The organism is Pseudoduganella sp. (genome assembly GCF_041914865.1).
GTDB lineage: Bacteria > Pseudomonadota > Gammaproteobacteria > Burkholderiales > Burkholderiaceae_D > Rugamonas.
In genome coordinates this window covers 72,865-85,881 of sequence record NZ_JAYSCO010000019.1, presented here as the reverse complement: position 1 = coordinate 85,881, position 13,017 = coordinate 72,865, and the positions used below count along the sequence as shown (strand labels likewise).

General features: G+C 63.9%; 12 protein-coding genes. 8 read left to right on the top strand and 4 right to left on the bottom strand.

Translation table 11 applies throughout. The features are described from left to right. Positions 1-407, top strand: a 407-nt coding sequence (locus ACE3TQ_RS11565; RefSeq protein ID WP_374582322.1) for a hypothetical protein, incomplete at its 5' end; no start/stop codon positions are given. Positions 408-577: 170 nt separating this feature from the next. Then, positions 578-2,740 carry a S46 family peptidase gene (locus ACE3TQ_RS11560; protein ID WP_374582321.1) on the top strand — a complete coding sequence of 721 codons (2,163 nt, stop codon included), beginning with the start codon at positions 578-580 and terminating at the stop codon, positions 2,738-2,740. Positions 2,741-2,833: 93 nt separating this feature from the next. Here the strand turns inward: ACE3TQ_RS11560 and ACE3TQ_RS11555 are convergent, their stop codons facing one another. Both ACE3TQ_RS11555 and ACE3TQ_RS11550 read right to left on the bottom strand, forming a co-directional pair. Next, positions 2,834-3,157 (bottom strand): multidrug efflux SMR transporter, encoded by a 324-nt coding sequence (locus ACE3TQ_RS11555; protein WP_374582320.1) that lies wholly within the window; start codon positions 3,155-3,157, stop codon positions 2,834-2,836. Next, entirely contained in the window at positions 3,154-3,759 is a 606-nt protein-coding gene (locus ACE3TQ_RS11550; protein WP_374582319.1) for a glutathione S-transferase family protein, read from the bottom strand. Before ACE3TQ_RS11550 ends, ACE3TQ_RS11555 begins: the two co-directional genes overlap by 4 nt. 91 nt (positions 3,760-3,850) lie before the next feature. On the opposite strand from ACE3TQ_RS11550, the gene ACE3TQ_RS11545 reads away from it, so the two are divergent. Genes ACE3TQ_RS11545 through ACE3TQ_RS11525 form a run of 5 tightly spaced genes read left to right on the top strand, consistent with a single transcriptional unit; the run spans position 3,851 to position 9,536 of the window. Beyond that, positions 3,851-4,750 carry a LysR family transcriptional regulator gene (locus ACE3TQ_RS11545; RefSeq protein WP_374582317.1) on the top strand — a complete coding sequence of 300 codons (900 nt, stop codon included), beginning with the start codon at positions 3,851-3,853 and terminating at the stop codon, positions 4,748-4,750. 31 nt (positions 4,751-4,781) lie between these two features. After that, entirely contained in the window at positions 4,782-5,345 is a 564-nt protein-coding gene (locus ACE3TQ_RS11540) for an NADPH-dependent FMN reductase (RefSeq protein WP_374582315.1), read from the top strand. A gap of 60 nt (positions 5,346-5,405) precedes the next feature. Next, positions 5,406-7,082, top strand: a complete 1,677-nt coding sequence (locus ACE3TQ_RS11535; protein ID WP_374582326.1) for a M14 family zinc carboxypeptidase — start codon at positions 5,406-5,408, stop codon at positions 7,080-7,082. Between the two features lie 10 nt (positions 7,083-7,092). Then, positions 7,093-9,249 (top strand): FUSC family membrane protein, encoded by a 2,157-nt coding sequence (locus ACE3TQ_RS11530; protein ID WP_374582314.1) that lies wholly within the window; start codon positions 7,093-7,095, stop codon positions 9,247-9,249. Between the two features lie 2 nt (positions 9,250-9,251). Then, positions 9,252-9,536 carry a YkgJ family cysteine cluster protein gene (locus ACE3TQ_RS11525; RefSeq protein WP_374582325.1) on the top strand — a complete coding sequence of 95 codons (285 nt, stop codon included), beginning with the start codon at positions 9,252-9,254 and terminating at the stop codon, positions 9,534-9,536. Here ACE3TQ_RS11525 and ACE3TQ_RS11520 read toward each other — a convergent pair. Then, positions 9,533-11,506 carry an acyltransferase family protein gene (locus tag ACE3TQ_RS11520; RefSeq protein ID WP_374582313.1) on the bottom strand — a complete coding sequence of 658 codons (1,974 nt, stop codon included), beginning with the start codon at positions 11,504-11,506 and terminating at the stop codon, positions 9,533-9,535. The two genes, ACE3TQ_RS11525 and ACE3TQ_RS11520, sit on opposite strands and share 4 nt — an antisense overlap. Here ACE3TQ_RS11520 and ACE3TQ_RS11515 point away from each other — a divergent pair. Continuing rightward, positions 11,500-12,063: a CxxxxCH/CxxCH domain-containing protein gene (locus ACE3TQ_RS11515; RefSeq protein ID WP_374582324.1), complete on the top strand. Its 564-nt coding sequence runs from the start codon at positions 11,500-11,502 to the stop codon at positions 12,061-12,063. The genes ACE3TQ_RS11520 and ACE3TQ_RS11515 overlap by 7 nt on opposite strands. 238 nt (positions 12,064-12,301) lie before the next feature. Here ACE3TQ_RS11515 and ACE3TQ_RS11510 read toward each other — a convergent pair whose 3' ends face one another. After that, complete coding sequence (locus tag ACE3TQ_RS11510; RefSeq protein ID WP_374582312.1) at positions 12,302-13,003, bottom strand: hypothetical protein; 702 nt, start codon at positions 13,001-13,003, stop codon at positions 12,302-12,304. Between the last annotated feature and the right edge of the window lie 14 nt (positions 13,004-13,017).

The following is a 13,017-nucleotide window of genomic DNA, read 5'->3' as shown; positions in this document are numbered from 1 at the left end:
AAGCCTCACCAAACCTCAGGGAGGCAGCCATGGCACAGGGACCGATGGACCACGACCGCATCAGCAGCGTGCAAAAAGCGCTGGACGAGCACAAGGAGCTCACCCGCGAGCAATTTCGCGAAATCCTGCGCCGCATGGATGCCGAGCGGGCACGGCAGGATGAAATAGCGGCCGAACAACGGGCGCAAATCGCCGCCATCCTCGAGCGGTGGGATAAAAACGCCGCAGAGCAACGCGCCGCAATTGCTGCTGAGCAAGTGCGGTCCGACCTGCTGCACGCCGAGGCCCGCACCCGCCACGATGCCCTGGTTGCCCGCAACGAGCGCAAATTCGACCGCCTCACCATCCTGATCCTGACCTCCTGGCTATCCACCCTGGCAACCGAGCTCTACCTCCATTTGCGCTGAGAACACGCCCCATGCTGCACCGCAACAACCAGCGGTCACATTCTTGTTGCCAAATATTCTTCAGTTTTGCACCACATTTTTAGAGTTGACGGCAGCCGCCGGCATGCCGATACTCTAGGTCGCCTGCCGGCCCAGCCCGGCGGGCCACCACTTCAACCCATACAAGACACATGAAAAAATCACTCCTCGCGCTCGCCGTCCTGAGCACCACCTCCGCCGCCTTCGCAGACGAAGGCATGTGGATGCCGCAACAGCTGCCACAAGTAGCCAAGCAACTGAAAGCCGCCGGCCTGAAGCTGGATCCAGCTTCCCTGACCCAGCTGACCTCCTTCCCGATGAACGCTATCGTCAGCCTGGGCGGCTGCTCCGCGTCCTTCGTGTCGCCGCAAGGCCTGGTCGTGACCAACCACCACTGCGTCTACAACAGCATCGCCGTCAACTCCACCAAGGAGCGCGACCTGCTGGCCAACGGCTTCGTGGCGCACACCCTGGCCGAGGAACTGCCAGCCGCACCGGGCAGCCGCGTGTTCGTGACCAAGGAAGTGCTGAACGTCACCGACAAGATCATCACCGCTGACGTGGCCAAGCTGCAGGGCAAAGCGCGCGTGGACGCGATCGAGAAAAACCAGAAGGCCCTGGTCGCCGAGTGCGAAAAAGATGAAGGCCACCGCTGCACCGTGTCGTCGTTCTACGGCGGCCTGGAGTTCTACCAGATCAAACAGCTGGAAATCCGCGACGTGCGCCTGGTGCACGCCCCGGCTGACGGCGTCGGCAAATTCGGCGGCGACACCGACAACTGGATGTGGCCACGCCACACCGGCGACTACGGTTTCTACCGCGCCTACGTGAGCAAGGACGGCAAAGCCGCCGACTACCACAAGGACAACGTTCCGTACGAATCCAAGTCCTACCTGAAGCTGGCCAAGGAAGGCGTGAAGGAAGGCGACTTCGTGATGGTGCTGGGCTACCCTGGCCGCACCAACCGCCACCGCCTGCCGTCCGAAGTATCGAACACCTTCGGCTTCGAATACCCAGCCTTCATCCAGAACTCGAACGAGACCCTGGCCATCATCGACCGCGAAACCAAGGGCGACCGCGACGCGGCCCTGAAGGTAGCCGGCCAGGTCGCCAGCATCAACAACTACTACAAGAACCGCAAGGGCATGCTGAACAGCTACGAAGGCAGCGACATGCTGGACCGCAAGTCCAAAGAGCATGCCGCCCTGAAAGCATGGGTCAACAGCGATGCCAAGCGCAAGGCCGCCTTCGGCGCCGACCTGGAAGCCGTGGAAAAGCTGATCGCCCAGCGCGACGCCGAGAACAAGCGCGACTTCCACCTGGACCGCTCCTCGCCGACCCTGCTGAACGTGGCGCGCATCATGTACCGCCTGGCCAATGAAAACCAGAAGCCGAACGCCGAACGCAAAGCCGGCTACCAGGAACGCGACGCCAAGCGCATCAAGCAGTCGATCGACGGCGTGAACAAGACCTACGTGGCCAAGGTCAACAAAGCCATCGTGCTGAACAACCTGAAGCACTACGCCGCGCAGCCGGCCGCCGAGCACAACGCCGTGTTCGACAGCGTGCTGGGCATCAAGCCAGGTTCCAGCGAAGCCGAACTGTCCGCCGCACTGGACAAGCTGTACGCCGGCTCCCAGCTGGAAGACGCCAAGTTCCGCGCCGAGTGGCTGGGCAAATCGGTGGCCGAGTTCAAGGCCAGCGAAGACAGCTTCATCAAGGCCGCCGTCGCCCTGTACGACGACGCCATGAAGCGTGAAGCTGAAAACGAAGAACTGGCCGGCAAGATCCAGCAAGCCTACTCGAGCTACATGAAAGCCAAGATCGCCTTCATGAACTCGAAAGGCCAGGCCGTGTACCCTGACGCCAACGGCACCCTGCGCGTCACCTTCGGCAAGGTCGCCGGCCGCGCCGAAGGCGCCGACGGCACCACCGGCTGGACCGCCTTCACCACCCTGGCCGGCGTGAAAGCCAAAGCCACCGGCGAAGGTGAATTCAAGGCCCCGCAAGCGCAGCTGGACGCGATCAACGGCAAACAATATGGCAAGTATTACGATGCCAAGCTGAAGTCGGTACCGGTGAACTTCCTGGCGACCCTGGACATCACCGGCGGCAACTCCGGTTCCGCCGCGCTGAACTCGAAAGCCGAGCTGGTAGGCCTGGCCTTCGACGGCACGCTGGACTCCATCATTTCCGACTGGGACTTCAACAAAGCCAAGACCCGCGACATCCAGGTCGACCTGCGCTACATGCTGTGGAACATGAAGTACATCGACAAGGCGCATAACCTGATGAAGGAAATGGGCGCCGAGTAATCTCTACAGCCCAGCTCGTGCCCCAGCGGGCACGAGCGTCCGCATCACACGGCAGAGCCCGTGTCCCAGCGTGGGACACGGGCTCTGTTGTTTTCAGCTGTGCGTGAGCTTGAGGCCGGCGATGCCGGCGATGATGAGGGCGATCAGCAGCAGGCGCAGCGGGGTGGCGCTTTCGCCATAAACCACGATGCCGACCAGGGCGGCGCCAGCGGCGCCGATGCCGGTGAAGATGGCGAAGGCGGTGCCGACCGGCAGCTGGCGCAACGCCAGGGTCAACAGGACGATGGCGCCGTTGGCAAAGACCAGGCCGGCCAGGCTGGGCCAGAAGCGGGTCCACCCTTCCGCGTGCTTGAGGGCGACCGCCATGGCGATGTCGACCAGCGCCGCCGCCAGCAGCAAGAGCCAGGCGGCGATCATGGCTTGGCGGCGGCCAGGCCGCGCTGCACGGCGGGCCGCGCTGCGATGCGGGCCAGCCAGTCGGCGACGGCCGGGTAGTCGTTCAGCGTGACACCCAGTTCATGGTGCGAGCGGATCCAGGGGAAGCTGGCGATGTCGGCGATCGTGTATTCGTCGCCGGCCAGGTAGGGCTTGTCGCGCAGGCGTGCTTCGAATACGCCCAGCAGGCGCAGCGTTTCGCGGTGGTAGCGCTCGAGGGCGACCACGCTTTGCGTGTCGCAGGCGTGGCGGAAGTACCAGAGCTGGCCGAGCATCGGGCCGATGCTGCCGACCTGCAGGAACAGCCACTGCAGCGCGACACTGCGCGCTTCGCCGCTGGCCGGCAGCAGCTTGCCGGCTTTGTCGGCCAGGTGGATCAGGATGGCGCCGGATTCGAAAATCGGCGTGGCGTCGTCCACCAGCAGGGGGATCTTGTGGTTGGGGCTCATTTCGCTGAACGGGGCCTGGTGCTGCTCGCCGGCGGACAGGTTCACATGGTGCAGCGTATGCGGCAGGCCCAGTTCTTCCAGGGCGATGGTGATCTTTTGGCCGTTGGGGGTGTCGGCGGTGTAGAGGGTCAGCATGTCGTTCTCCTTTGGTGGGTGGATGCCGGCCAGTGTATGCCGTGCAAAAACGCATTAAAATTCCCAAAAACAGCGGAACGGTTACGCAAATATGCAGAAGCTCGACTGGGAAGACTTGCGCTATTTCGCCGCCGTGGCGCGCGGCGGCTCCATCTCGGCGGCGGCGCGCGAGCTGGGGGTGAACCACTCGACGGTGCTGCGCCGGCTCGATAGCCTGGAGCAGTCGCTCGGGGTGCGCCTGTTCGAGCGCCTGCAGTCCGGCTATGTGATGACCGGCGCCGGCGAAACCCTGCGCGGCCGCCTGGGCCCGATCGAGGCGGATATCGGCAGCGCCCAGCGCGAAGTCGGCGGCCTGGATGAGGAGCTGCGCGGCCCGATCCGCCTGACCACCACCGACACGCTGGCGCACGGCCTGCTCATGCCCTACCTGGAACGCTTCCAGGAGCAGCATCCTGCGGTGCAGCTGCAGCTGGTGGTCAACAACAGCTTCCTCAACCTGACCCAGCGCGAGGCCGACATGGCGCTGCGCCCGTCCAACACGCCGCCGGCCAACCTGGTCGGGCGCAAGGTGGGCGCGGTGGCGACGGCGCTCTACGCCTCGCGCGCCTACCTGCGCCGCGCCGACCGTGCCGGCATCGCGCGCGATGACTGGGCGGCGCACCGCTGGGTGGCGCCGGATGAAAGCCTGGCCCACCTGGCGGCGGCGCAGTGGCTGGCCGAGCGCGTGCCGCCGGCGCAGGTGGCGGTGCGCGCCGACAGCCTGTTGACCATGGTCGATGCGGCGCGCCATGGCATGGGCGTGGCGCCGCTGCTTTGCCTGCTGGCCGAGCGCGAACGCACGCTGGAGCAGCTGGCGCCGCCCGACCCGCGCTTCCACACCCAGCTCTGGGTGTTGAGCCACCGCGACTTGCGCAACGTGGCGCGCATCAAGGCGCTCAGCCAGTTCCTGTTCGATGCGCTGCGCCAGGACGCGCATATTTTCCCCGCTTGATGTACATTGTCCGTTTTACAAGGAGCCTCACATGACCAAGAAAATCGCCCTCATCGTCGGCAGCCTGCGCAAGGATTCGCTGAACCGTAAATTCGCCAACGCGCTGGTGGAAGTGGCGCCGGCCGAACTGCAGTTCGAGTTCGTCGACATTGGCGACCTGCCGCTCTACAACCAGGATCTGGACGACGCCGGCACCCCGCCTGCCGCCTGGACCGCCTTCCGCGACAAGCTGCGCAATGTGGACGGCATCGCCATTGCCACGCCGGAGTACAACCGCTCCATGCCGGGCGCGCTGAAGAACGCGATCGACGTCGGCTCGCGCCCTTGGGGCAAGAGCATCTGGGCCGCCAAGCCGGTCGGCGTGATTTCGGCCTCGGTCGGCGCGGTGGGCGGCTTTGCCGGCAACCACAATGTGCGCCAGACCATGGTGACCCTGAACGCGCCCGTCATGCCTGGCCCGGAGGTCTACATCGGCAACGGCAGCGCCCTGATCGGCGAAGACGGCAAGGTCAATAACGAGAAGACCAGGGAAGTGCTGGCCGGCTGGGCGCAGGCATTCGCCAAGTGGGTGGAGGCTAATGGCCACAAGGGCTAAGTGGTAAAATCGCTGACCTCCCCCCACATGCAGAAACCTGAGATCCAGACCATGCAAGAAATGCTCACGCCTTACGAAAAAGGCAACAAAAACCAGACTACCCTCTGGACCGAGTGCATCGCCTTCTACGAAGAACTGGCACGCCGCTTCCCGAATATCCTGAAATTTGAACAGGCAGCCGTATCGGACGGCGGCATCCCCCTGCATGTGGGCGTGGTCAGCGCCGACGGCGTTTTCGACCGTGAACAGATCAAGCGCGAAGGCCGCACGGTCTTCTTCAACAACAACGGCATCCACCCCGGCGAGCCGGAAGGCATCGACGCCTGCATGGCCATGGTGCGCGACTTCTGCTTCCAGCCGGAGCTGCTGGCCAGCCTGGGCAAGACCGTGCTGCTGTTCGTCCCGGTGTACAACGTGGACGGCTGCCTGAACCGCCAGAACACTTCGCGCGCCAACCAGGACGGCCCGGAGATGTTCGGCTTCCGCGGCAACAGCCGCCACCTGGACCTGAACCGCGACTTCGTCAAATGCGACACGCTGAACGCGCAGTTCTTCAACCAGCTGATCACCGCCTGGGACCCGGACGTGATGGTGGATACCCACACCTCCAACGGCGCCGACTACAGCTACACCATGACCCTGATCCACACCCAGTGCGACAAGCTGGGTGGCGAGCTGGGCGCCTTCCTGCGCGACACCATGCTGCCGCAGATTTACACCGACATGGAAGCCGCCGGCTGGCCGACCTGCCCGTACGTGAACCCGGTGGTGGAAACCCCGGACGACGGCATCGCCGACTTCCTGGAAACCGCGCGCTTCTCGACCGGTTTCACCGCCCTGCACAACATCATCGGCTTCATGCCGGAGACGCACATGCTCAAGCCGTACGCCGACCGCTACGACTCCATGCGCGCGCTGGTGGACACCGTGCGTAACTTCACCGTCAAGCACGGCGAGCAAATCAAGGCCCTGCGCGCCGCCGCCAAGGCGACCCAGCGCAAGCAGAAGGAATGGGCCGTCACCTGGCGCATGGATGAAGAGAATCCAGGCACCTTCCATTTCAAAGGCTACGAGGCGCAGCGCAGCCCGTCCAGGCTGGGCGACTACATCCGCCTGTCCTACGACCGCAGCAAGCCGTGGGCGCGCGACATCAAGTGGTATAACAGCTTCCCGGCCGACACCGTGATCAAGGCGCCGAAAGCCTACGTCATCCCTCAAGCCTGGCGCGAAGTGATTGAGCGCCTGCAATGGAACGGCGTGCAGATGACCCGCATCGAGGCGCCGACCACGGTGCAGGCGCAGTACTACCACATCGCCAACGTGGTCTCGCGCCCGACCGCCTACGAAGGCCACATGTTCCACGACGAAGTGGAAGTCGAGCAGCGCGCAGGCTCGTTCGAGCTGGCCGCCGGCGACTGGTACGTCTCGCTGGACCAGGACAACGCGCGCTACGCCGTTGAAACCCTGGAGCCGCAGGCCCACGACTCCTTCTTCCGCTGGGGCTTCTTCAACTCCGTGCTGGAGCGCAAGGAGAACATCTCCGACTACGTGTTCGAGGACCTGGCGGCCGACATCCTGGCCACCGAGCCGGAAACCAAAGCCCTGTTCGAAAAATGGAAAGCCGCCAACCCGGCGCTGGTGAAGGACAAGGACGCAGTGCTGCACTTCATCTTCCACAACTGCCAGCGACAGCGCGAGCCTGAATGGCGCCGCTACCCTGTCCTGTCGATTGTGTAAGACGGGGATCATGCACTACGCACTAGACCCCCGCACCTTCTTCTACAGCCATTACTTCCACCTGGGCCTGCGCTTCGGCGCCGGCCTGGTTGGCATTGTTGCGCTGTTCATGTGGCTGGCCAATACGCATGTGGCCATGTCCATCGGCATCGGCGCGCTGTGCACCGCGCTGATGGACATGCCAAGCCCGCTGCGCCACAAGTTCAACGAGATGATGGCGTCGGTGCTGCTGTGCAGCGCCGTGACGCTGCTGATCAGCCTGTGCGGGCCGTATTACTGGCTGCTGATGGTGATGCTGGTCGCGGTCAGCTTCTTCGCCAGCATGATGGTCGTGTATGGCAAGAAGTCGATGCCGCTGCAGCTGGCGACGCTGTTCATCATGACCATGTCGACCGAGCACGTGCTGACGCCGGCCGAATCGTTCCGCCACGCCGGCCTGTTCATGCTGGGCGCCCTGGCCTACCTGGCCTACGCCATGGGCGTGGCCTGGCTGCTGCGCCACCGTATCAAGCAGCAGGTGTTGGCGGAGGCGCTGTTCGAGCTGGCGGCTTACATCGACATCAAGGCCGACTTCTACGACACGCGCTACAACCTCACCGAACAGTTCAACAAGCTGGTGCGGCACCAGGCTTTGCTGGCCGACCGCCAGCAGGCGTCGCGCGACCTGATCCTGCGCGCGCACAACAACCGCAAGGACGCGGTGGTGGTGCAGGTCCACGTCTGCATGCTGGACCTGTATGAACAGATCCTGGCCACGCACACCGACTACGCGGCGCTGCGCACCCACCTGCTCGACTCGCCCGCCCTGCGCACCCTGCACGACCTGGCCTACAAGGCCGCGCGCGACATCGAATCGGTGGCCTACGCCGTCACACGCAACCGCCCGTCGTTCCCGGAAGTCGACTACACGCCGGAGCTGATGGCGCTCGAGCAGCAGATCGCCGGCCTGCAGGACGACCTGGATGCCGGCAAGCCGCGCCGTGAAGCCGTCACCGTGCTGCGCGCCCAGCGCAACAAGATCATGGCCATCATCCGCATGATCGGCGAGCTGCACGTGTCGAGCCAGAAGGTGTACGAAGACACCCACTTCTGGCGCGATATGGACATGCAGCCTTTCCTGTCGCAGCAGAAGTACGAGCTGCAGCTGATGCTGTCGCACTTCCGCATGGATTCGCCGATCTTCCGCTTTGCGCTGCGCGTGTCGATGGCGATCGCCGCCGGCCTGGCGATCGGCGCCATGCTGCCGTACAAGGCGCACAGCTACTGGATCGTGCTGACCATCGTCATCATCCTGAAGCCCTCGTTCAGCATGACCAAGCAGCGCCGTTCGGACCGCATCGTCGGCACCGTGATCGGCTGCGTCATCACGGCGCTGGTGCTGAAGTTCATGAACCATCCGGCCGCCATCGTCGGCGTGCTGGTGCTGGCATCCATCGCCACGCCGACCTTCATCTACCTGCGCTACCGCTACGCGGCGATCGCCGTGTCGGTGATGATCCTGCTGTGGATGTACCTGGTGGCGCCGAGCAGCACGCTGATCTCCGAGCGCCTGATCGACACCTTCGTCGGCGCCGCCATCGCGACCGCCTTCAGCTTCGTGCTGGCGAACTGGGAGTACCAGTCCTTGCCGCGCCTGATCAAGCAGGTGCTGGACGTGAACCTGAGCTATATGGAGGCCAGCTTCGACCTCCTGCAGGGCAAGTACCGCAACGACTTCATCTACCGCATCCAGCGCAAGCGCCTGATGGATGCGCTGGCGGCGCTGAGCGCGGCGCTGGTGCGCATGCTGGACGAGCCGGAGAGCAAGCAGCGCGCAGCCGAGGACATCAACCTGTTCATCGTGCAGAACTACCTGCTGGTGGCGCACGTGGCGGCCCTGCGCGCCATCCTGCGCCGCCATGCGCGCGATATCCCGAGCGAGGCGGTGAACGCCATGCTGGCCACCAGCCACGCGTCGGTCTGCCGCACGCTGTCGGTGGCCCTGTCGCGCCACACCGGCGCCACACCGCCCGCCGCCCCGCTGCGGCGCGAGGCGGGTGCCGAACCCGTCGTCAACTGGTCCGGCTGGCCGCTGGTGCAGCGCCGTATCCGCCTGCTGCAGGCCGACGCGGACAAGATCATCGGCCACAGCGAAGCCATTGTCCGTAACGTGGCGCAGGGGACTTGAAGGTGTCGCACTGCCAGAGCTGCGGCGCCTGCTGCGCCAGTTTCCGGGTCTCGTTCTACTGGGGCGAGGAGGTGCCGGCGCACCTCACCGTCCCCATCACGCCGCACCGCGCCGCCATGCGCGGCACGGAGGCAAAACCGGTGCGCTGCATCGCATTGTCCGGCGAGGTAGGCAAGGAGGTCGGCTGCACGATCTACGCGCAGCGCTCCTCCACCTGCCGCGAGTTCACCGAATACACCCCCGAATGCAACAAAGCCCGCGCCATGCACGGGCTGCCGCCGATCTAGTCAGCGGTAAGCAGCAAGGAACGCAAAGCGTCCGCCTGGTACTGCGCCAGATACTGGCCGCCGTAGACGCTAAGGTGGTTGATGTCAGCGTACAGGATCTTGTCGCCATCTATCGCCTGGCACTTCGTGCCATCGCACAGCGCCCTGAACGGATCGAAAGCGGGCACGCCTTTCGATTCCAGAAACGGCAGCATGCGCTCGCGATAGGCCCCGTCGTTCTCCATTGCCAGCGTTTGCGGGAGATCGCACATGCGCTTCTTGCTCAGCGAAATAGGACGCCCCAGGCAAGCGCGAGGCTTGCTGCCGGTCGGCGGCGACAGCAACACTACGACGCGCTTGCCCATGGCCTGGTAGCGGGCCACCGTCGCTTCAAAGGCCTGGAAGAATTCATCGGCGGTCGCGCTCATGCCCATTTCGCGGCGGTCGACATATGCCGGCCAGTGCCCGGCCAGGACGACTGTGGCAAGCTCCGGGGTGTTTTCCGCCAGCGCCAGCACCTTGTTGGTAAAAGCCCTGCATTCGGCATTGCCGTAGCCCGCCAACGCGGGACAACCACCACGCCCCGCCTGCACGAAGCGTGGCGCCCCCGGCACGGCTTTGAGCATCTCGGTGTAAGCGTTCGAGAAGCTGTCGCCGGCCAGCAGCATTTGCGGCGCAGCGCCGTTGGCGTTACCGGCATTGCACCAGTCGTTGTCGCCGGAACTGCCCAGCACCGCAGCGCAATCCTGTTTGTATGGATGGTCAAAGCGATTGATGCCGTGGCGATGGTCCGCACGCAGCAAGGCTTCGCGGCCGACCTCCAGCGGCCGCAGGCCAAGGCCGACCAGCACCAGGAGCATGCCGCACAGGGCAGGCACCATGTAGCGGCGGGAAGGACCGAAGCGCACTGGCCGCTCCACCAGGCACCAGGTCAGCCAGGCCAGAACGAAGCTGAGCACGACGGCGGCGTTGCGCTGTGTGACAGGCTGTTCGTCGATGATCAGGGAGAACGCCAGCAATGGCCAGTGCCACAGGTACAAAGGATAGCTGATCGCGCCGATAAACCGCATCGGCCTGTTCCCCAGCAGCCAGCGGTTCAAGTACGTTTGCGGGCCGGCGGCAATCAGCATAACGGTTGCAGCGACCGGCACAAGGGCGCGCCAGCCAGGATAAGCGGACGCCGGGTCCAGCAGCGCGAAACACGCCACCAGCAAGAGCAGGCCGGCGCTGGTCATCGCATTGCCGGCCACCTGGCCGAGGCTGCGCTGCGGGTCGGCGCGATACAGGTAGGCCAGCAGCGCGCCGGCGAGGAGTTCCCAGAAGCGCGTCAGCGGCAGATAGAAGGTGGCGACGGGCTTATCCTGGATCATTGCCATATTCAGGCCGAACGACGCCAGGGCTACCGCCAGCAGCAGCGCCAGCATGTTCAGACGCAATCGCCAGGCGGCCCAGAACAGTAGCGGGAAAACGAGGTAAAACTGTTCCTCGACGCCAAGCGACCAAAGGTGCATCAGCGGTTTGAGGTTATTGGCGGTGTCAAAGTAGCCGGCCTCGCCCCATAAGGCAAAGTTCTGCAGGTACGCCGCGCTGAAAGCGGTGTGCTTCGCAAGTTGCTGGAACTCGTCGCTCAGAAGGGCGTAGCTGCCGAACAAATAGCAGCTCGCCAGCACAAGGATCAGCGCCGGCGACAGGCGCTTGATGCGGCGCGCGAAGAACTCCCTGAAACTGAAACGGCCCTGCTCCAGGCTCCTGAAGATTACCGTCGAAATCAGGTAGCCGGAGATCACGAAGAACACATCGACGCCAGCAAAGCCACCTGTCAGTTTGCCTGGGAACGCGTGGTAGAAGACAACCGCGAGGATGGCAAGTGCGCGCATGCCATCGATATCGGGTCGGTAACCCGGGTGGAAATTGACCGTACGGTTCATTGCAGCGACAGGATCGTATAAAAAGCCGGCAATTCTACTATGCTCGACTGGAGCAAATGCCATGGCGCGCTGCGCCTGTCCGCGGCCCTAGTTTGGGGCGATGTGCAGCCGCCCGCCTTTCAGGTCGAACACGACGCGGTAGCTGCGGAAGAACGGCGCGCCAAGGATGCCGTCGAAGGGCGCCTCGGCCAGGTCAACGCGCTCGGCGTCCTGGGACTGCAGCGCCCTCCCGCCGGCATCCGCCAGCTTGGGCAGGCGCGGACGCGGACAGTCCTTTGCGCATTCGAACTTGGCGCTATCGACCAGGTTTACCTGCGCGCCGGTATCGAGCACGAACTTCTTCGGCTTGCCGGCCACCTGCAGCGTCACAAAGGGCCCTTCGTTGCCATAGCCCAGGGGCAGCGCGCGCCATTTCTTCCAGTCCGCGCTGGCGTTCTGGCCGGCAGCGTAGATCGACATCGTGCGGCGCTTGTAGTCGAACAGCAGCGGACGTCCCGCGAACATATCAAGCCCGACCACGCCGCCTTGCAGCGCTTCCGCAAGCTTTGCATCATTGCTTTCGCCGCCCCAGTGGGTGTCGACCCGGCCGTCAACGGCGGCAAAGCGCGTCTTGCCGATGACGACGTCTTGCGCAACCAGCTTCGACACTTCATGCACCTGGCCTTGCAAGTCCGAAAAGCGCTCCTTCTCATCGAGCACTTTGACAGACGCGGAACGCTCGATCGTGGACTGCGGCACAGAGATGCCGATCATGCCGCCGGAATCGAACATCATGCGTTCTGGCGGCGCGGCGCCTACCGTGACCTGGATGAATGGAATGCCGCTGACGAATTCAAGGGGGATCGTATCCATCTGCATTCACTCGACAGAAAGCTGGTAAATCACGTTGCGGGACGGGTTGTGCTCGGGCCGCCATGGCGGGTTGATCACCTCGATATTGGCGACACCAAATTTGGCAAAGTCCGGGATTGAGTAAGTCCAGCCCTCTGCCCCCTTGGGCGCAGCTTTGCGGTGCTCATCGGATTGGCCAAGCGTCGTAATCCTTTGCTGGACGCCGATCATTGCGAAGTACTTCTCTTCCAACTCAAGCTGCGGTGCAATCATTTTTTTGATGGCAGCCAATGCATTCTCCCGCGTGATTTTTTCGCCATCCTTCCGGGCATCGGAAAGCGCGGCCAGCGTGGCGTCATCAAACTTGAAGCTCATGCTGCTCATGCCGCCGTGGTATCCGATGTGGGCGAAGTTGCTGACAATTTTACGGCGCCCGGCGGTGAAGACGTAGTTGGCGCAGGACGAATAGCAGCCTTCCAGCACTTTCACATCGAGCTTGTTTTCGTGGACCCACGTGCCGAGCTCCATGCCGACCACCGTGTTGCCGCCGGGGCTGCGTATCGCCAGCGTGGTGGGCTTTGTCTGCTGGCTGCTGTACAAGGCGAACAGCCTGGCATTGGCTTCGGCCGATAGCGAGCCGACGTAATTGAGTTCGCCGTCTGCGAGGTAGACATGGGTTTCCTCGTCGCTGGCGCGGGCTTGCAGCGGGTACAGTACGGCGGCCAGCATGGCCGGCAGGAGGT

What these genes read in the sequence shown, in the direction of transcription:
- ACE3TQ_RS11510 (WP_374582312.1), bottom strand. Translation starts at nt 13,003, where the DNA reads ATGCTGGCCGCCGTACTGTACCCGCTGCAAGCCCGCGCCAGCGACGAG.
- ACE3TQ_RS11520 (WP_374582313.1), bottom strand. Translation starts at nt 11,506, where the DNA reads ATGGCATTTGCTCCAGTCGAGCATAGTAGAATTGCCGGCTTTTTATAC.
- ACE3TQ_RS11535 (WP_374582326.1), top strand. Translation starts at nt 5,406, where the DNA reads ATGCTCACGCCTTACGAAAAAGGCAACAAAAACCAGACTACCCTCTGG.
- ACE3TQ_RS11560 (WP_374582321.1), top strand. Translation starts at nt 578, where the DNA reads ATGAAAAAATCACTCCTCGCGCTCGCCGTCCTGAGCACCACCTCCGCC.
- ACE3TQ_RS11540 (WP_374582315.1), top strand. Translation starts at nt 4,782, where the DNA reads ATGACCAAGAAAATCGCCCTCATCGTCGGCAGCCTGCGCAAGGATTCG.
- ACE3TQ_RS11530 (WP_374582314.1), top strand. Translation starts at nt 7,093, where the DNA reads ATGCACTACGCACTAGACCCCCGCACCTTCTTCTACAGCCATTACTTC.
- ACE3TQ_RS11555 (WP_374582320.1), bottom strand. Translation starts at nt 3,157, where the DNA reads ATGATCGCCGCCTGGCTCTTGCTGCTGGCGGCGGCGCTGGTCGACATC.
- ACE3TQ_RS11550 (WP_374582319.1), bottom strand. Translation starts at nt 3,759, where the DNA reads ATGCTGACCCTCTACACCGCCGACACCCCCAACGGCCAAAAGATCACC.
- ACE3TQ_RS11515 (WP_374582324.1), top strand. Translation starts at nt 11,500, where the DNA reads ATGCCATGGCGCGCTGCGCCTGTCCGCGGCCCTAGTTTGGGGCGATGT.
- ACE3TQ_RS11545 (WP_374582317.1), top strand. Translation starts at nt 3,851, where the DNA reads ATGCAGAAGCTCGACTGGGAAGACTTGCGCTATTTCGCCGCCGTGGCG.